Genomic DNA, 19,251 nt, shown 5'->3' with positions numbered 1-19,251 from the left:
AGTGAATTAACTTTTAGATTACTAAGAGGGCATTTTACACGTATTCTAGTAATGGACATAAGCGACTTTTAAAAAGCCACTTATTGTAGTCAGGCAATGCTGTAAAAGAGCTTAAAACCTACTTTGTTAAGATAGAAATATAAAGTGAGACCAATCACTTAACGCTGTGATAGTTTGTTCTGTAGGGGGCGCAACATAGATTAAACCTGCAATGGCAATAATTGAAGCTAGTGTAATTAACTTATTATCGAAGTCAGCTATTTTTAAAGCGGTGCCGAAAGAGCGTTTAATTCTGACATTACTTAAATCTACACTGTAAATTTCATCCAGCAATAAATGAATTAATCCACCTAATAAAATAAACCCACCCGTTAACCAGGCAAAGACGGCTGCTTGTGTGGTTGATTGGTCATTCAGTTTCCATGTTACTTGAGTCGTTAATAACGCGCATAGCAGTATAAATAGTAAAGAGTGGCAACTACCTCTATGTACTGTGATCCATTCAAAAATTGGTCTAATAATATATTTCATAAACCCGTACACCAATAACGGCACTACGATTAACTCGATAAAGCTAATTTCAATAATGAGCTCGGTGGTTATGTAATGCAGTACCAGTAATACAGCGCTGAGTGCGAATAAGTTAAAAATAGTATCGAGTGATGTTGAGTTATCTGAATCTATATCTGGTAATAAGCCGCCGATTGAGCCTAAAAACCATAACCAGAGTGCGCCCTTTAATTCAATATGTCCTGCAGATAATAAGGTGGCTGAGGCTAAGCCTGTGATGATTACGGCAGTATTAAGATGAGTATTGAAGTTTGCCATTGTATCTCTTGATGGGAAAAAGTAGGGCATTCTATCAATTGAAAAGTTTATTGTTCAATGTTCTTTAAAAATTGGGCTTAAATAACCTTGGCTCTGCTTATAAATCACTCTCTAGTAGCCATTTTTAGTGCTAACTGCGTTAAAAGAGCTCAATTAACCATCTTACTTTTTAAACTCGTCATAAAATGCAATTTGCCCTCGGCCTGTTTCTTTTACGTGGTAGAGCATTTTGTCACCATTGATCATTAATTCGAGTAGTTCATCACCATCATTAGGGCCTACTGCAATACCAATGCTTGCACCCACGGTGCATGTTTTATTTTGTGAAATATAAATGTCTTGTTGTAGCTCATTTAGCAAAGCGATTGATTGCTCACGCGTGGCTGCTTTGTTGTAGGTATTAACCTGCCTTGCAACAATAAACTCGTCACCGCCTAGGCGGATGCATATGTCGGTTTCTTGGTTAAAGTGCTTTTTAAATCGGTGTACTATTTCAATAAGTACTTTATCACCGGCTTCGTGGCCGTAGGTGTCGTTAATGGGTTTAAACTTATCTAAATCAATCATCATTAGTACTAGGTGCTGATTGTGTTTAATGCACTCGCGCAGCGCTTTTTTAAGACGCTTTTCGCCGGCTCGGCGATTAAGTAAATCGGTAAGTGGGTCGTGATCGGCTTCAAAGCGGGTTTGAAATTCGCGTTCGGCGCGCTCAGTTACATCATGTAAAATTACTTCAACTAAGTGTTCTTGTTGAACGCTTCGCTTTGTTTCACGTTGCTCTGTTAATCTAACAAATAAGCAGTGCAACCAAATGGTTTTATGGCCCACTTTGCACTCTATATCTAAGGTTGCTTGTGGTGGGTTTTTATCACAACGTATATCTGCAAGCAGGTTTTGTAATTCATCAACGTTATTTAATAGAGCAGGAAAGTGCAAGGTTGATAATTCTTCTTCGCCGGGTACGGTAAAGTAATGTTTAAACGCGGGATTAAAGGTGGTGATAATATTTTTGTCATCTAATAAACAAATACCGGCGCTGGCTTGTTCAAAAATAAGTCTAAATTTAGCTTCTAGTTCTTGAGTTTTTTTACGAAGGGATTGCTCATTACTAATGGTTAACTTTAACTCATGCATTAAGGCATTTATACCTTGTGTTAGCCTGCTTATTTCGTCTCGCTTACCTTGCTTAAACTCTAGCATTGTCATGGTTTCGGGATTGGTAGGATCAATTGTCGCAAAGCTGTCTGTTAGGTTTTGAATAGGCTGAGTGAGCCATTTGCGTACAACCAGCGACACAAAAAAAGCGATGACGATTGATTGAATCAGCATTAAAATAAATTCTTTTATAAGTGATGACTGTGCTTGTTGTTCAATAAAGTTATCGTCGGGGTATATGGCCAGTACACCTATAAAAGTGTCTTCTATAAAGGGGTGAACTAATTTAATTAAAACAGCTTCTTTTTTCTTGTTAGTAGAGCCACTTGCAATAAATAAATCCATTTCTCCTTTTGGGTTTACTTCTCCTTCTAAGCTTGCACCTTGCACTAAGTCGTTACTTAGCAAGCCATTAATAATTTCTTGGCTTAATTCACGATCGTTTAGGTAGGCTGCTATGGCGGCTGTTTTTCCCATTGTTTGTGCTAACTGCTGCACGAGTAGGTAATTGGTGTTTTTCTTTTCTTTAAGACTCGAGTAATAAGAAAGTGTTGACGATACTAATGTAACTACAATGGCGACAATAGCGATTGATAGAGCAACGCGTACGTAGAGTGCTTGGCTAATTTTTATCAAATGTGTATACCACTTTTACTGCGTCTGTAACCTGCGATTGAGGAATATAACCAATTGCAAATTGTGATGCAGCGATTTTGTTTAACGCGTCTTCAACGGATGTTGATGGTGATGGGGGCTTTGCGCGCCCTGAAAATAATAACCTTGCCCAATAAGCATTAATTTTTTGCTCATCTTTGTTGACCAGTTGCAGGTAAAAATCATTTTTTAATGTTGATTGCGCCGGTAAATCAAGTGGCTTAGAGGTTTCACCATCAGGAAACGTTAAATAACGGCCCATATAAATATCAATAACTTCGCGTTTAGATAAAGCATTAATTGTATTATTTTTATTTACCACCACTACAAACTCTGTAGATTTGGCATTAACACTAACAAGCAGCAGGCAAAGCGGCAGCAACACATAAAGGAGTACGTTACGATAGCTCATCATTGTTAAAACACCATACTAGCGTTCAAACTGAGCATATGTACTTTGTGGCCTTTGTCGACATCGGCAGGATTACTAAGACTCCATAAACCCGCGCCTTCGGGCTTTATATCAAAGCGGTCTAGTTGAGCTTTTAGCGCTAATCGCTCCGACAGTTGCCATTTTACACCTATGTTAATTGAATGCTGATGAACATAAGGCACCTTAATAGCAGCCTGTGTTGCAAGTGCTAGCTGTTGTATTGGCTCTGAAATTTGATCGGGTATGCCTGGTGAAAAAACAGGTTCGTTTACTTGTATAACATCGTGACGATTTTTTGCTGCTGAAAAGCTCGTGTAAAATATTGCATTGTTTACCCTATAACCAGCGCTAATATAAGTATTGAGTACTGATGGAGCTATTATCCAATCGGATTCCGAAATACCTACTTCAGATTGAATAAGCCAATTATTATGGTCATAGGTTAGTCCAAACGCCGCGTATTCTATACTGTGGCCTTTGGTATTAAATTTGTTAGATATCGTTTGTGCTTGTGGCCATATACTTTGTGGTACTGCGTCTAGTAAGGCTAAAAACTCATCCAATGAGGTTAGCGTATAGTCACCAAAATCAGATTTAGATAAAGAGAAACGTGCGGTCCATGAATCTAGAGAATATGTGGCACTAAAGGTGGTTAAATTATCAAAATCAATAAAAAAGTCGTCATTATAGGCTTTTAACTTTGCTGTAGAGCTTCCATATGCGAGCTTTAAACGTAAAAAACCTTCATCAATGGCTTTACTGTATTCAATATCCACACCGTCGTAATTTCCTGCAATGTTTGCAAAAGAGTAGTATTCATGAGGAGGGCGGATCCACAAATAGGCGTATCCTACATAAGGATATTCGGAGAGTAAGTAAAGGTCGCTGTTTAGCCTGCCAGCACGAATAGCCCAATGGCGCGAGGGGCGATAACGAACAAAAGCGAGTTCTAAAAAGTTATCAAGACTTTTGAAGCTATGATCTTGTACTACTACTTGAACCACAGAGTCCCAATTTTTTGAGAGCGATATATTAGCTTGCCCACCTAAAATTGAATCACGCGTTGCTGAAAAGCCTGTATCGTTTTCGTTTAAATAATTAGATGCAAAGGCGATATCTGAATCGTCAGTGTAACTGAGTGTTAAAGATGCAAAACCACTAAATTGCACGTCTATTTCATTTGCATCGCTTTTATTAGCAGCAGAAATTACCAATATGGCTATGGCAATTGTACCTCGGAACAACATGTTAGCGCTTATTTTTATGATATGGATAATAAAAAGATAGCACATCTTTTAAAATTACCAACTTACCCAACATAAGATTTTACCAAAGGCGTTAGCATGGCAAAGCTAAAAAATTACACTCTTTATGCTTGGTTTTTAATTTACGTTAAATTGTAAATAAATACACATAACACCATCCTAAATTCCTCATAAAAGGGGTTATTTTAAGTTGCTTTAATTTTACCTCCTAAAGTAATAATTTATTAACTAAGTAACCTATTAACTAAGTAACCGTAATTATCTTATTTGTTAATTATTGGGATGTTATATTGTTGTAATTAGTATTTGATATAGTATAACATTCACACCCATCTAATTCCCCTAAATAGAGTTTGAGTGTGACAACACCTACCGCGATTAATAAAACACCAACAATTGCCCCTAAAACTTTTGATAAACAACTTAGCAATGCAGACGCCATCCTGAGTGATGCGATGATTGAAGTGAGTTCTTTAAATTTTAGTATTAAAAATAACGCTATTTTAAAAAACTTAAGCTTTAGTGTCGCTGCAGGTGAGGTTTATGCGCTACTAGGTGGTAATGGTGCGGGTAAATCAACCACGTTAAAAACGTTACTTGGGTTTAATAAACCAACCGAAGGCTCTGTAAAAGTAGCGGGTAAAGAGGTGAGTAAAGCGCTTGATTTTGTGCGAGGTAAAACAGCGTATTTGCCAGAGTCGGCTACGTTATATCCGCATTTAACTGCTCGTGAAAATATTGAATATTTTTTATCACTCGCTGATATTAAAAAATCAGATGAGCAAATTAACGCGGCTTTTAATCGTGTTGCACTGCAACACGATGCGTGGGATCGCCACATGCAAACTTATTCAAAAGGCATGAGGCAAAAAACAGCAATTGCACTTGCGATACTGCGTGAAGCACCCATTTTTTTACTTGATGAGCCAACCTCTGGCCTTGATCCTGTTGCTATTGATGAATTTAATCAACTTGTACGAGAGCTTGCATTAACGGGTGCGACCATTTTAATGGTTACCCACGATGTATACGGTGCCTGCCAAGTCGCTAATCGAATTGGTTTACTTAAAAACGGTGAGCTGGTGGGAGAGTTTGATGCGCCCCAAAGTGGCCGTATTGATACCGAGCAAGTACACGCTGCGTTTGGGCATCACGCTAAAAGAGGTGCTTAATGAGTATAAATAACTTTTCAAAGGTGGTGATTATTGCCAAAGATGAGTGGCGTTATTGGCTTCGCTCAAAATTAGCAATGACCGTGCTTGCTATAGGTTTAGTGCTCACGCTTGCTTCGGTAATTGTAACGGCTATTACCATGATGGAGCTAAGCCATACTCGCCATGAGTTACAAACAACAAGCGATAAAAGCTTTGTTGATCAACCCGACCGCCATCCACACAGAATGGTGCATTACGGGCATTATGCATTTAGAACGCCTTCGCCACTTAGTACGCTAGACCCTGGTATTGACGCTTACACAGGCAACTCTATATTTTTAGAAGGGCACAGACAAAACAGCGCAATGTTTGCAGATAGTCGCCAAGGTACTGCATTAACTAAATTAGGCAGTTTAACGCCTGCATTTATTGTGCAAACACTCGCACCGTTATTATTAATATTAATTGGCTACAGCGGTATTAGCCGAGAGCGCGAATCGCAAACGCTTTCTTATTTGTTATCGCAAGGTACATCGGGTGTAACGCTAATTGCAGGTAAAGGATTGGCGCTACTTTCTGTTGTAGGCTTAATTTTAACTCCGCTTACGGTATCGGCTTTATTTACGGTTGCTGCGGGCGAAAGCTTACTGGCAGTTGTAAGTTTTGTTGTTGGCTACGCTTTATATTTAACTGTGTGTGTATTACTGATTTTACTGGCATCGAGCGTGTTTAGTAAAAACAGTGGTAGCTTTACCGCACTTGCCTTTGTGTGGATTTTACTGTGTATTGTTATGCCACGCGTAGCAAGTACCAGTGCCTCAACGGCGGTGCCATCTGCCGGTAAAATAGAAACAGACTTTGCTGTAAAAGCACAACTTAGAAAATTAGGCGACGGCCATAACGCAAACGACCCTGCCTTCATGCAATTTAAACAATCACTTCTTAAAAAGTACAACGTTAAAAGTATAGATGAGCTACCGATTAATTTTAGAGGATTAGTAGCCAGCGAATCTGAAGCAAAATTGACTAACGTACTAAACAAATTTGCCCAGCAACGTATGCAAGCAGAGCTTAAACAAACGAAGGTATCTCGTTATTTTGGTTGGGTTTCACCTATGGTGGCTATTCGGTCGTTATCGATGATAGTGGTAGGGACGAGTATTGAAACTCATCACCGCTTTTTGCGTGAAACCGAACAGTTGCGTTTTGACTTTGTGCAAGGGCTTAACAAAGTTCATGTAGAAAAGCTTAGCTACCAAGACGATATGAACCGCAATGCCAGTACCGAAGCGACTAAGCAAGCTCGTGTAAGTGCACAAAATTGGCAAGTACTGCAAAACTTTACTTTTAATGTAGATAACGCACAAGTGAGAGCGCAGCGAAGTATCCCTGCATTTTTACAGTTATTTATTTGGATTGCAGTGCTGTTAGGCGGTATTAAATTTGTAGGGAAGCGTTTGTTATGAGTTATGTATTTTCACCGCTAATTCGTGAATGGCGTTTTTTACTTCGTCAAAAATATTTAGTGATATTACTAGCATGTACATTTGCTATATCGGGGTTTGCAGTTTTCAGCGGCCTTAGTGAAGTAAGCCAGCAACAACATACTATTGAGCGTTTAAAAACGGCTGATTTAACTGAATTAGCTAACGTACAAAATAAATACAGTGATGCTGGTTCGCTTGCCTATTACAGCTTTCATTTAACGTATTCAGCACCTTCAAATTTAGCGTTTGCTGCTTTAGGCGAGCGCGATATTTATCCGTGGAAACACCGCTTAAATTTACTTGCCCTAGAGGGACAAATTTACGAGAGCGATTCACAAAACGCAGAGCTAGCGCAGGCAGGTAAAATTGATTTTGTATTTGTAATTAGTGCATTAGCACCGCTGATAGTTATTTTACTATTTCATGATTTATTTGCTAATGAGCGAACAAGCGCCAGGCATGACTTATTAGTGACTACGGCTAAGTCGTACTTTGCATTATGGGGGGCGCGTATAGCTGTAAGGTTGATAGCAGTAATAGTGTGTTTAATGTTGCCATTTTATGTAGGTACTTTGTTTAGTTATTCGGCCCTTGCTGATGTGGGGTTTGTTACTTTTATATGTGTAATTTACATTGCGTTTTGGACTTTGCTTAGTGTGTGGTGGGGCAAAAATGCCAACAGTGCGCCGCGTGTTGCTTCAACATTAATCGGTTTTTGGGTGTTAGTTGCCTTTATTATTCCTATTTTAGGCGATTTAGTTATAAACAAAACGGTTCACTCACCAAAGGGCGGCGACATTGTGCTTACTCAGCGTGAGGCGGTTAACGATGCATGGGACTTACCAAAGAAAACCACAATGGATGCTTTTGTAGCGTCAAATCCACAGTGGAAAGATCATGTTGATATGCAAAGCGAGTTTGAGTGGAAATGGTATTACGCATTTCAGCAAGTTGGAGACGAAAAAGCAGGGGAACTTTCACATGCTTATCGTGATGCAGCGCATACAAAGTATCAACTAGCGGGGATTGTATCGTGGTTTTCACCACCACTATTGCTACAACGCAGTTTTACCCGATTGGCGAGCACTGATGCTTTAGCTGCATTTAGATATGAATACCGTATGCGAGGATTTCATAAAAGTTTAAGGGAGTTTTACTACCCTTGGCTGTTTATAAAAGGCAACCCACCTAAAGCTGCGCTTAAGAGTATGCCTAGCTTTAAAAAAACAATGCTTAATGAAACGGATGAGCCTGACGTTACAGGCGTTAAGCTAAAAGAAAATTTATGAGTCAACTAATTAACAAGGTTTATAATGAATACCAATAAAAATGGGCTAAAGCTCAGCTATTTAAGCGCATGCTTAGTCAGTTTGTTTAGCAGCCACGCTATGGCTGCTGAACAAACCCCAAAGGATGACAGCGTAAATAATAGCTCTATAGAAAGATTGGCAGTGATTGGCTCGCGCCAAGCTTATCAAGGCAATTTTAGCCCTTTAGAAACACCGCAATCAGAATTAAAAATAGATTTAGAAGCGCTTGAAAACGCAGGTGCTATAAATTTAAATCAAGCGCTTGATTTATCGGCATCGGTAGCGCGTCAAAATAACTTTGGTGGGCTTTGGAATAGCTTTGCGCTACGTGGCTTTGTAGGCGATGAAAACTTGCCAAGCAATTACCTTGTCAATGGGTTTAATGCCGGGCGTGGTTTTGGTGGCTCACGTGATTTGTCGGGTATTGAATCGGTTGAGGTGTTAAAAGGTCCACGTGCTGCTTTATTTGGCCGTGGTGAACCTGGCGGTACAGTAAATCTCGTTACTAAGCGCCCAACGTTTGATACAAGCGGCGAGCTAAAGCTAAGCGTAGGCAGCTTTGATACTTACCGCGCTGATGTAGATTACACCACGCCCCTTAGCGACGACGTAGCAATTAGACTGGTTGGTTTTTATGAAGACGCAAAAAGCTTTCGCGATACAATAGAGACAACTAAACAAGGCTTTAGCCCATCAATAACATGGAATATTAATGATAATAGCCAGCTAATATATGAGCTTGAATACAGCGACCAAGAGGTCCCTTTTGATAGAGGCGTATCAGCCATAGATGGCGAACTTGGTTTAATACCACAGAGCCGCTTTTTAGGTGAGCCAGGTGATGGCCCAATAGAGGCTGACGTACTTGGCCATCAATTAGAGTTTATTCATGACTTTAATGATAATTGGAGCGTATTGCTGGGCGCTAACTACCGTGATACTTCGCTTGAAGGGTTTGCTACCGAAACCGGTTTTGATGGCGTGATTGATGGCGAAGTAAATCGCTTTAGGCGCTACCGTCATTACAATGCAAAATATCAGGTATTTAGAGCCGAAGTGACAGGTAATTTAGAGGTTGCAGGGTTGGATCACCGTTTAATAATTGGTGTTGATTCTGATAAGTTCGAAAATGATCAATTTGTTCTTCGTGTACGTGGCGATCAGTATATAAATGTTTTTAATCCTGTATATGGAGCGTATGAGTTACCTACGCCAACGGCCAATACCGATAAGTTAGAAGTGCAAGAGTCGTTAGGTGTATTTATTCAAGACCAAATAAGCCTAACCAATAAGCTTGATGTACGTATTGGTATACGTTTTGATGACTACCAGCAAACACTCAATAATCGTTTAGCTGATACACAATCAAAACAAAATGAGTCACGTGTTAGCCCCCAGTTAGGTGTTGTGTATGAGGCGAGCGAGTTTGTATCTGTTTATGCCGCTTATGGCGAAAACTTTAGGCCTTTATCAGGCACTGATACAAATGGCGATGGGTTTGAACCAAATCAATCTACTTCAACAGAGTTGGGAGTTAAATTTACTTTAAACGATGGCGCTTTATTTGGCACTATCGCGATGTTTAAAGTAGAGCAAGACAACATGCTGGTGGTTGACGACCCCACTGCATTTACTTTTGCTGCAATAGGGGAAGCACAAAGCAAAGGCATAGAGATTGATATAAACGGTGAGCTAACGGATGATGTAAGCCTTTGGTTATCGTATGCGTATGTTGATGCAACTATTGAAAACTCATTTTTTGATGCTAACTTTGGCTATACCGTTGAAGCGGGTAGTTCTTTATTAAATATTCCTAAACATCAACTTAGTTTACAGCTTGTTAAATCAGCCGAGTTATATGGCAAAGCAATTAAGTTTGGCGCAGGTTTAGTTTATGTAGACTCTCGAAACGGCTTTTTTGGTACCGATTTTGAGCTACCAAGCTATACAACAGCGCGTACTTTTATAGATATTGATGTGACTAAGTCAATTGGCTTGCGTGCAGAGGTAGATAACCTGTTTGATGAAACCTATTACACTAACTCATTTGCTGATGCATGGGTTCAACCGGGCACACCCAGAAGTGTAAGGCTATCTGCAACGTATAAGTTTTAAACGTAAACTAAAAAGATACTAACAAAAAGGCTGCTTAAATTAAGCAGCCTTTTTGTTAGTTAAAAGCTTAGTTAAAAACTTAGTTAATAACTCGATTAAAATGGTGCATAGCCGTCGTTCGTCTTTTTAGGGTTAATCCAGCGCTGTTTAGCATCAATAGGAATGCGTGGTGCACCTTGTGCTGGTAATCGCCCGCGTTCTCCATACAACCACAAAACAAAGTTAGTTCGCTCACCACTGGTAATGGGCTTTGCTGCGTGTGCAATATTGCCACGATGTAACATGGCAGTGCCGGGCTTAAACGTAAGTGATTTAATGTCGCCTGTGTACGGGTGATAAAAGTCAACTTCTGACCCTGTAAACTCTTCGCCTGGTAAGTTTAAGTTAATATTAAGCGTTACGGCCGATGCATCGGTATGTGGGCGAATTGACGAATCTGTGTTTGGCTCATAATAAATAGAAAAACCAAATGTTTGTGTATCAAACCCCGTAACCTCCGGGAACAGCATACGCGAAATAGGGCGCATATAAGTGTTTAGTATTTCGTTATAAAACGCTTGAAAGCTTGGCGCTGCTAAATAACCTTCTGATCGGCTATCAAGCATGGCACCACGGCGATTTAACACTATGCCATATGGTGGGCGCATAGGAATTTGCGAATTCCATACTTGTTCTAAATACCCGCGTAATACGGCAAGGCGCTCTGGATCAAAAAATTGAAATTGAAATACATCAGGCGCTACTTCGTGTAATAACGCTTTTACGGCCAGCTCTTTTGATGGATCTTCCCATGCTTGCTTTACTGCTTTGCGTAGGTTTTTATCAAGTAGTGTGTCGTCAAGCGTAAACGTTGAGCCATCTATTGATGTTGTTTCCCATTCGCTCCACGCGTTTGTAATTAGGTCGGTGTTGTTATTCCAAAATTGTTGTACTGCTGGTTCACGGTAAAGCATGGCTTGGCGTGTTGGTAACTCTAGAGCACGCGCTAGCTGTAATTGATTGGCAAACATTTTGTGTAACTCCAGTTGTTGAATTTGGTTTATATCAATTTAGGAGTGCAATTTATTGCATTTGATTTAGTAGATAAACAGCCTGCTTTAGGAAACAGAATATACTATTTATTGATAATGAAGATTTGTATACTTTTTGAAGCAGAGAAAGCTAGCTTTGTAGATATGTAAAAGGCTGCACAATACGCAGCCTTTTATTGGTGTAATTTAAGTTGCTTAATAAATACTAGTGAGTTGCTCTGTCGCCCCAAATATCTTCTAGGCGGCTGTCGCGACCACAACGCCAACGATAGGTGTTGTATCGGATTGGGTTGTTTTTGTAATAATCTTGGTGAAAGCTTTCCCTCCCTTTAATAGGGTAAAAGGTACTTGCGTTTAGTATAGGTGTAACCACAGTTTGATTAGGAAACTCGGCTACAACAGCTGCTTTTGTTTTTTCAGCTAATTTACGTTGTTCGTCGTTTTGTGCAAATATAGCGCTTAAGTAACTAGGGCCTTTATCGCAAAATTGGCCTCTGGCATCAAAAGGATCAATATTTACCCAGTAATGATCAAGTATACCTTGATAGCTTACTATGGCTGGATCGTAAGTAATTTCTACAGCCTCGTAATGGCCTTTATGATTACCATTGTATGTCGGGTTTTTAAGTTTGCCGCCAGTAAAGCCCGATATTACATCGGTTACGCCTTCTAGCTTTTCAAAGTCACTTTCCATACACCAAAAGCAACCTCCAGCTAAAACGGCTTTTTCGGTTTTAGCTGCATGAGTAAATGTGCTAAACAATATTGCGGCAGATGTTAATGCGAGTGCGAGTGATTTTTTCATAAAATTATCCACCTAAAGTGTGAGTTTAAATACTTATGAAGTTAGACCCGCTAAGTGCTAATACTATTTCATTGTAGAGGCATAGTTTTAGCTGGCTAACTTATATATGGTGCAAACCAATGTGCTTAAGATGTTTTATAAACGTAAAGCTGGTATTTAGATCACTTTTTAGTTAGTAGCACGGTTTAATTGGGTTAGCCAAGTATGCGTTATTTAATGGGGTGTTGAATTATGCTTACGTGTTCATTAAAGTGACAACATTCGTGATATAAATTAGCAGGTGATAAATGAACCAGTTAACAGAAACATCAATAAGCTGCCCTTATTGTGGAGAAAGTATAGAAGTATTACTTGATGCAGCAGATATTGATGAGCAATACATAGAAGACTGCCAAGTATGCTGTAAGCCTATTTCGTTTGTGGTATTTGAAAATGATGACGAGCTAAGCGTTAATGTTTACAGCGAAGACGATGCGTTTTAACCCGTTAATTAGATAGTAGGCTGCAAAATTGCAGCCTTTTTACTGTGTATGTGTTTGGTTAGCTATTTTGCTCACGCGCTAATTGGTTAGGGAGAAGTTCTTCTACTATTTCGCGTGCCGGAAGTGTATAGCGTGTGCCGTCAAACATTACTGAGGTAAACTCGTTAATATTAGTAATGCCTGTTAAGGTCCAGCCTTCGCCGCGCTTTGGGCAATATACTGTGGTAGTGGGTTGTATTACTTGAAAATCGTCACTCATTACGTTCTCTTACTCTTTTTGCTTTAAAGATAATGCTTGTTAATGGGGTATGGTAAGTTAATAATGCCTGCCCATAAAGAGCTAATTTAACTAACCACTTAAATAAAATGTTTAATACCACAAAGCTTGAACGCGTTACGCTGCGTTTAATTACCCACAAACACGCTGCGTGTTTATTTAATATTTTAAACCACCCGCATGTGTCAGAATTTAACGACTACGAAACACCGCTCAGCAAAACACAAATCAAACAATTAATACAAGATGATATTAGTGCCTACTACGAAGGCGAAGTGATTAGAGTTGCAATTGAACATAATACATCTGGGAAGTTAATGGGTACTTGTGGGCTTTATAATTTAACGCCGTGTAAAAGTAGTGCATTTATAGGATTTGAGCTGCACCCCGACTTTTGGGATAAAGGCGTAATGTTTGAAGTAGTCACTGGTTTTATTGAAGCGCTACTTAAGGATATTCCGCTTAAACATTTATCGGCTGAGGTAAGTGCACACAATGCACGTTCACATAATTTACTTATTAAGTTAGGTTTTAGCTTAAGAGAAAATTCTATTTGGCATAAATCACTTTAACTCAATACTACAATTATAAGTGCTTACCTTTTTTCAATCCTGAAAGGTCAACGCCTCCAAGTGTAAATTAAATACAAAAAATAACGGCTTTCTATTATAGTTAAGCGTAAGCAAATGAATTTGTTACCCGTGTTTTATTAAATATTTACGCTTAACAAGGATTTTATATGCTAGAAAAACTATCTCAAGATGCGCTTGTTATTTGGGCTACCATTGACCCAATAGGCACTATGGCGCTGTTTGCTGCGCTTACTTCTCATTTAACAGATCAACAACGTCGTAAAACAGCCTTTAAAACGGTCCTTTATGCTGGTTGCGTACTATTGGGTTCTATTTTAATAGGGCAGCTAATACTTAATGCGATGGGAATTAGGTTGGTGTCGTTTCAATTAGGGGGCGGAATTATATTGTTTTTGTTTGGCCTGCAAATGATATTTGGAAACGATTCTAACAAAGCTAAACAAGACCCCGATCACGATATAGCAGTGTTTCCGCTAGCTATACCAGCAACTGCGACCCCTGGCGCTATTTTGGCGGTGATACTACTTACCGACAACCACATACACCCAATTACTACTCAGATAGGCACAGCGCTTGTTACACTTGGTGTGTTGGGTATTACTTTAATACTGTTGCTGCTTTCTGGTAAAATAATTAAGCTTATTGGTACTGGCGGCGCGTCTATTTTAACGCGTGTGATGGGGATGATTTTAGCCGCATTTTCGGTTGAGCTTATTATGACCGCGCTTGAAATAAAACAATGGGTTAAGCTCGATTAAATAACTCTTAAACATTTGAAGGAACGCCGCATGGCAATAAAAATAACAAAACACTATTTTATTAATTTAAGTTTAGCCGTAGTCATTTTTGCTATCGGTATTTTAGCCATACGCTATTACAACCATTATGTATCGGCCTATACAGACGTAACAATTAACTCAAGCGTGCTTAATGAGTCGCGCAAAGTGTTTATAAGATTACCCGCTAATTACAATCCTAAAAAAGCGTATCCGTTAATTATTAAAACCGATGGCAACTTTAATTTAGATACATGGGACAAAGCACTTACAAAACAAGCTAAGAGCGAAAAAGGGGATAAGGCTATATTGGTGTCTATTCCTAATTTGTTTTTTACAGATACACGTAATCGCGATTTAGTGCCTCCTTATGCTCGTCAAGATGTAAATACACAAGCGCGCCCTGAGGGCGAATCACTAATAGAGCCTAATGGTGAAGCCGACAAGTTTTTAGCGTTTATTGAAACTGAGTTATTCCCGTATTTATCGGCAAAATATAAGCTTAGTAATAACCGTGTATTAAGTGGTTTTTCGGCCGGTGGCAGCTTTGTACTTTATACACTGCATACAAGGCCTGAACTGTTTAATGGCTACTTTGCATTTAGCCCAGCGGCTTGGTATGACGATATGACAGTGGTTAATAATGTAGAAGCATTTTTAACTACTCAAGCTAACAAAGTTAAGGCGCCTACTTATTTATATCTTTCGGTGGGTGGAGCAGAGCATCCGTTAATGTTAAAAGCGTTTAATAATTTAGAGTCTGCTTTAAAAGCAAACCCTAATAATAACCTTGCGTGGCAAAGCGCTATAAACGAAGGTGCTGAGCATTCAGATAATCCACCACTTAGTGTATCAAAGGCATTAGCTGGTTATAGTGCGTTTATTAAAAAGTAGGTTAGATAGGTTTAAGTGGCAACTGTATGTATATACAGTTGCCACTATTTTGTGTATTTAGAATGCTCAATCAGCTTTATAGCACTTTACTTAGTTTAATATTATTAACGACTTACAAAGGGAAGTTGGTTTAATTTATATTTGCACAGGAAATACGCGCACTGTGTTTATATACAGTTCGTAGCTATTGAGTTAGAATGCAGTACGTACCTATGAGCATATACGCATCTATTTGTTACTGCTTTTGATCATCCTTACGCCTTTGTGATCAGCAATAATCAGTGTAAGTACTTTGCAATTTCAATATAATTTCACCATCTTTTTACACTCTTAATGCAGTTAATATAAATTAGCTGGTGGCTTTATAGCAAAAGAACACATCATACTAAATGTTATTATAATGCTAAACTTAGCAATAGAGTCAAATTAAAAAAAAGTAATCAGTAAGGTAGTGCAAATAATAAAGCGGGAGGTTTAGATAAAAAAGAGCATTTATAAAAATGCTCTTTTTTAAGTTACGACTACTTTGCTTTGATCGATTTAAAAAACAATACCAGTGCAATTATAAATGCTGAAACGCTACAAATTATAAATACGTTTTTTTCACCACCAGGTATGTACTGCATAAATGAGGTAAAAAACTGACCCGAAAATACAGCCATCGTAAAGTACGATAAGTTACGGCCGCGTACTTTCACATCACTGAGCTCTACCGTCATATGGTTTAAAAGCGGGATACTAAAACCAAATCCTATACCTATTAATATTGCGCCTAAAATTAAAAGTAGGGTGCTTACTTGTGTAAAACAAATATACGATAAACTAAACGCTAAAAAGGCAAATGCCAAAACCTTGGGCTCACCAAGCTTCTTTGTTATTTTAGGCATAAAGCCTGCGGTAACTACAGCCACTAAAGATATAAATGCGAGTAGTTGACCTATTTGTGATTCGTTAAAGTTTTCCTCGTTCATTGTAATGGGCAGTAACACAGTAGACGTAAAAAATATGGTCATCGCGAGTGTTGAAATTACATAAACGCTTTTTAACGAGAGACCATTATTAGCTTTGTGGTGTAGATGTTCTGACACTTCATCGTTATTACTAGCCAGTGAGTTTTTACTTGGCACAAATAATAAAAGCATGGCCAAAAATACCCACGCTATTAAATAAAGTAAAAATGGCAGCGCCCAAAATTGCGACGCTAATAATCCGCCTAAAAATAAAAATATAACACCGCCTAACTCTATCGCCATGCCTTGTTTTGCAATCATGCCAAGGCGTGCTTCGCCTGTGTACCAAGCAGAAATTAAAACCGTACAACTTGCCATTACCACAGCAGTTATACCGCCGAGTAAAAATCGATTAGCAAATACAAGCGTTGGGCCTTTTAAAAAGTAAGCGCTGGCACCTGCAACCCCATATAAAAATAACCCAATTACTAAAAGTTTATAAGCTCCGTATTTATCTATTAATTTTCCTGCTAGCGGCGCAAAAACCACAGCGCCTAACGATGGCAACGTAATTAAAAGTACGGTGTTATCGGCTATACCTAATCCTTGTGAAATACTTACTAAACCTGGCGCAAGTAGGGTTCCCACCATAATAGTTAAGCTGGCAATACACAGTAATGTAAAGCTACCCGCTGTTTTTAACATACTCATTTTTACTCCTTAAATTTTAAGCGATTACTTTTTAGCAAATGAATTAAAAACACCACTTAGCAAAATAAATATAATGCTTACAGCAATAACGCCAGGCCATTGATAAAGTGCAAATGCTTTAACACCAACCATTGAGCCAACAGCGCCTCCAATGTAATAACCCAGCATGTAAATTCCATTTATGCGACTTTGCGCAGTGGGGTCAATACTAAAAACACGCACTTGGTTAGCCACTTGCGCACTAAATATGGCAAAGTCGATTAAAATAATGCCAATAACTAACGACGCTAAACTGCCATTAAACAAACCTGTAATAGCAAAGCCGATTGCCGCAAGCGTAAGTGCAATCATAATTAGAGCTTTAGATCCTAGTTTGCTGACCCATTTACCCGATGACTTAGCCCCAATTACGCCAGCCAATGCTATTACACCAAATAAACCCGCCTGTTGAGCGTTGTAGTTAAATGGCTCGTTACTTACATAAATTGCAAGTGTTGCCCAAAGCACATTAAATGATGCAAACCAAAATGCGCCCGAAAGTGTAAAATGCTGCAGTGATTTATGTTTAATAAACAACGCCAACGTACTTTTAATGAGAGGCCAGTAACGCAAATTAGTGTGTGGCTTATTGCTAGGTAAAAACACGCGCAGTAATATACCAAATAATGCCGCGAGTACTGCCGACATTAAAAATACATTTCGCCAACCAAATTGCTCACCTACAAACCCACTTAACGTTCTTGAAAGCAAAATACCGATGGTTAAGCCCATCATTAATGTGCCTAACGTGGCACCTTTTTGCTCGCTCGATACAAGCGATGCTGCAAAGGGTATTAATTGCTGGGTTATATTGGCGCTTACACCAATTAAAAATACCGATATAAGTAATAAAGGTAAGTTAGGTGCAAGCATTGCTGCACTACAAGCCACTACTAATAAGCTCGACAAAATAGTAATTAAACGCCTGCGGGTAATTGAGTCACCCAAAGGAGATATAAACAATAAGGCAAACGCATAACCAATTTGTGTTAACGCAGGAATACTGCCTAGTTGCGAATCAGTTAAATTAAATTCGTTCGCTATAAGCGGTAAAATAGGCTGGTTGTAGTACAAGTTTGCTGCTGTTGCGGCAATTGCAGTGGTCATTAGTAATAAAATAAATCGACTTAATGACTGATTTTGTTCAGGTTTGGTCATAGCTGTCTAGTGTTGTTAACTCATGCCGCTATGGTATGAGTTCTTTACCTATAACAAAAATGATATTATTTTATAGAATCTATGCAAATAATGTATTTAAGGTGCGTAATGGATATTAAAACATTAAAAAGTTTTGTCAGCGTGGCCAAGCATCAGAGTTTTTCAGAAGCGGCCAAAGAGCTACACACCGTGCAACCTGCAATAAGTAGGCATATTGCACAGCTCGAAAGCGAGCTTGATGTTGTGCTGTTTATAAGAAACTCACGCGATGTTGCAATAACTCAAGCGGGTGAGCAGCTATTAAAAGATGCACGCGCTATTTTGGCTCTAGCTGACAAAGCTAAAACTCAGGTTAAACGTGCCCACAACGGGCAGGTAGGTACACTTAATATTGCGCACTTAAGCTCGGCATGTTTAACCTTTATGGCAGCACTGGTTCGAGAATATAAACAGCAATACCCAAGCGTACACGTTACATTGTTTGAAATGACTGCAACTGAGCAAATACATGCGTTTAAAAATGATTTAATTGATGTGGGTTTTTCACGGCCTTTACCTGATTCAATTAATGATGAATTTGTAAGTCATACTATTTATGTAGATTCATTGGTGGCCATCGTTAATCAAAACCATGCGCTGGCAAATTATAAAAATATTGATTTAGCTAAACTAAAAAATGAGCCATTTATTATTTTTAATAGAGAGGAAGCACTTGGTCTTTTTGATGAAACCATTTTGCAATGCAAACAAGCTCATTTTTCACCGAACATTATTAGCCAACCTAGGCATATGCAAACATTAGTTACTGAAGTAGCTGCTGGCCTTGGTGTGGCAATTGCGCCTTATTGCGTACGTAAATTATATAGTGAAGGGTGCTATTTTATAAAACTGAGCGACGTACTCACGCAAATCCCGGTGCTATTACAAATTAAAAAAGCAGATACCAATGCGGCTGTTAATGCATTTGTTAAAATAGCCTTAAATGCAAAACCAAGTATTCAAAAAAGTATGGCGTGTCCCGTCCTAAAATACGTTGACGGTTTTAATTGAAGGCCAGTAGCTTTTGCTCCTGGCTTTTTTTGTGCACTTGGTTTGGTGTTTTCATTCCTAAACTCAAATGCGGCCTCATTTCAT

Annotated in this window: 18 protein-coding genes; 9 read left to right on the top strand and 9 right to left on the bottom strand. The window is 38.9% G+C overall.

Annotated elements, in window-relative coordinates:
- Positions 1 to 126: 126 nt before the first annotated feature.
- The 4 genes from I6E70_RS10810 to I6E70_RS10795 all read right to left on the bottom strand — a co-directional run bounded on the left by I6E70_RS10810 (position 127) and on the right by I6E70_RS10795 (position 4,317).
- The gene (locus I6E70_RS10810) at positions 127 to 828 is read right to left on the bottom strand and encodes a metal-dependent hydrolase (RefSeq protein ID WP_024593761.1); all 702 of its coding nucleotides are present in this window, start codon (positions 826 to 828) and stop codon (positions 127 to 129) included.
- A gap of 162 nt (positions 829 to 990) precedes the next feature.
- Positions 991 to 2,619, bottom strand: a complete 1,629-nt coding sequence (locus tag I6E70_RS10805; protein WP_197188693.1) for a sensor domain-containing diguanylate cyclase — start codon at positions 2,617 to 2,619, stop codon at positions 991 to 993.
- The gene (locus I6E70_RS10800; RefSeq protein WP_197188692.1) at positions 2,606 to 3,052 is read right to left on the bottom strand and encodes a hypothetical protein; all 447 of its coding nucleotides are present in this window, start codon (positions 3,050 to 3,052) and stop codon (positions 2,606 to 2,608) included. Before I6E70_RS10800 ends, I6E70_RS10805 begins: the two co-directional genes overlap by 14 nt.
- Positions 3,053 to 3,054: 2 nt before the next feature.
- On the bottom strand, positions 3,055 to 4,317 hold the full coding sequence (locus I6E70_RS10795) for a hypothetical protein (protein ID WP_197188691.1): 1,263 nt from the start codon (positions 4,315 to 4,317) through the stop codon (positions 3,055 to 3,057).
- A 473-nt stretch (positions 4,318 to 4,790) separates the two neighbouring features.
- Here I6E70_RS10795 and I6E70_RS10790 point away from each other — a divergent pair, with 473 nt between their 5' ends.
- From I6E70_RS10790 to I6E70_RS10775, 4 genes are read left to right on the top strand one after another with little or no spacing between them, the layout of a single operon-like run.
- Positions 4,791 to 5,507 carry an ABC transporter ATP-binding protein gene (locus I6E70_RS10790; RefSeq protein ID WP_166379341.1) on the top strand — a complete coding sequence of 239 codons (717 nt, stop codon included), beginning with the start codon at positions 4,791 to 4,793 and terminating at the stop codon, positions 5,505 to 5,507.
- Positions 5,507 to 6,955 carry an ABC transporter permease gene (locus I6E70_RS10785; RefSeq protein WP_197188689.1) on the top strand — a complete coding sequence of 483 codons (1,449 nt, stop codon included), beginning with the start codon at positions 5,507 to 5,509 and terminating at the stop codon, positions 6,953 to 6,955. The genes I6E70_RS10790 and I6E70_RS10785 overlap by 1 nt, the downstream gene beginning before the upstream one ends.
- Entirely contained in the window at positions 6,952 to 8,265 is a 1,314-nt protein-coding gene (locus I6E70_RS10780; RefSeq protein ID WP_197188688.1) for a DUF3526 domain-containing protein, read from the top strand. Before I6E70_RS10785 ends, I6E70_RS10780 begins: the two co-directional genes overlap by 4 nt.
- A 24-nt stretch (positions 8,266 to 8,289) precedes the next feature.
- Positions 8,290 to 10,401 carry a TonB-dependent siderophore receptor gene (locus I6E70_RS10775; RefSeq protein WP_197188687.1) on the top strand — a complete coding sequence of 704 codons (2,112 nt, stop codon included), beginning with the start codon at positions 8,290 to 8,292 and terminating at the stop codon, positions 10,399 to 10,401.
- 95 nt (positions 10,402 to 10,496) lie between these two features.
- On the opposite strand, the gene I6E70_RS10770 is transcribed toward I6E70_RS10775, so the two are convergent.
- Both I6E70_RS10770 and msrA read right to left on the bottom strand, forming a co-directional pair.
- Positions 10,497 to 11,411, bottom strand: a complete 915-nt coding sequence (locus I6E70_RS10770; protein ID WP_197188686.1) for a 2OG-Fe(II) oxygenase family protein — start codon at positions 11,409 to 11,411, stop codon at positions 10,497 to 10,499.
- Positions 11,412 to 11,637: 226 nt separating this feature from the next.
- Positions 11,638 to 12,237 (bottom strand): peptide-methionine (S)-S-oxide reductase MsrA, encoded by a 600-nt coding sequence (gene msrA / locus I6E70_RS10765; protein ID WP_197188685.1) that lies wholly within the window; start codon positions 12,235 to 12,237, stop codon positions 11,638 to 11,640.
- A 287-nt stretch (positions 12,238 to 12,524) separates the two neighbouring features.
- Here msrA and I6E70_RS10760 point away from each other — a divergent pair, with 287 nt between their 5' ends.
- Positions 12,525 to 12,719 (top strand): CPXCG motif-containing cysteine-rich protein, encoded by a 195-nt coding sequence (locus I6E70_RS10760; protein ID WP_039487891.1) that lies wholly within the window; start codon positions 12,525 to 12,527, stop codon positions 12,717 to 12,719.
- Positions 12,720 to 12,777: 58 nt separating this feature from the next.
- On the opposite strand, the gene I6E70_RS10755 is transcribed toward I6E70_RS10760, so the two are convergent.
- Positions 12,778 to 12,978: a hypothetical protein gene (locus I6E70_RS10755; protein ID WP_007586727.1), complete on the bottom strand. Its 201-nt coding sequence runs from the start codon at positions 12,976 to 12,978 to the stop codon at positions 12,778 to 12,780.
- A 107-nt stretch (positions 12,979 to 13,085) separates the two neighbouring features.
- On the opposite strand from I6E70_RS10755, the gene I6E70_RS10750 reads away from it, so the two are divergent.
- From I6E70_RS10750 to I6E70_RS10740, 3 genes are all read left to right on the top strand, one after another.
- The gene (locus I6E70_RS10750) at positions 13,086 to 13,568 is read left to right on the top strand and encodes a GNAT family N-acetyltransferase (RefSeq protein WP_101216665.1); all 483 of its coding nucleotides are present in this window, start codon (positions 13,086 to 13,088) and stop codon (positions 13,566 to 13,568) included.
- 167 nt (positions 13,569 to 13,735) lie between these two features.
- The gene (locus I6E70_RS10745; protein ID WP_024593948.1) at positions 13,736 to 14,347 is read left to right on the top strand and encodes a MarC family protein; all 612 of its coding nucleotides are present in this window, start codon (positions 13,736 to 13,738) and stop codon (positions 14,345 to 14,347) included.
- 30 nt (positions 14,348 to 14,377) lie between these two features.
- Complete coding sequence (locus tag I6E70_RS10740; RefSeq protein WP_197188684.1) at positions 14,378 to 15,259, top strand: alpha/beta hydrolase; 882 nt, start codon at positions 14,378 to 14,380, stop codon at positions 15,257 to 15,259.
- 521 nt (positions 15,260 to 15,780) lie between these two features.
- On the opposite strand, the gene I6E70_RS10735 is transcribed toward I6E70_RS10740, so the two are convergent.
- Together I6E70_RS10735 and I6E70_RS10730 are read right to left on the bottom strand one after the other, a co-directional pair.
- Positions 15,781 to 16,920, bottom strand: coding sequence for an MFS transporter (locus I6E70_RS10735; RefSeq protein WP_197188683.1), 1,140 nt, complete (start codon positions 16,918 to 16,920; stop codon positions 15,781 to 15,783).
- Positions 16,921 to 16,944: 24 nt separating this feature from the next.
- The gene (locus I6E70_RS10730; protein ID WP_197188682.1) at positions 16,945 to 18,117 is read right to left on the bottom strand and encodes an MFS transporter; all 1,173 of its coding nucleotides are present in this window, start codon (positions 18,115 to 18,117) and stop codon (positions 16,945 to 16,947) included.
- A 108-nt stretch (positions 18,118 to 18,225) separates the two neighbouring features.
- On the opposite strand from I6E70_RS10730, the gene I6E70_RS10725 reads away from it, so the two are divergent.
- On the top strand, positions 18,226 to 19,167 hold the full coding sequence (locus I6E70_RS10725) for a LysR family transcriptional regulator (protein WP_197188681.1): 942 nt from the start codon (positions 18,226 to 18,228) through the stop codon (positions 19,165 to 19,167).
- The last annotated feature ends 84 nt before the right edge of the window (positions 19,168 to 19,251 follow it).

Source organism: Pseudoalteromonas sp. NGC95 (assembly GCF_015864705.1).
Taxonomy (GTDB): domain Bacteria; phylum Pseudomonadota; class Gammaproteobacteria; order Enterobacterales; family Alteromonadaceae; genus Pseudoalteromonas; species Pseudoalteromonas arctica.
The sequence above is the reverse complement of the archived record's forward strand: the minus strand, read 5'-3'. Positions and strand labels throughout refer to the sequence as shown.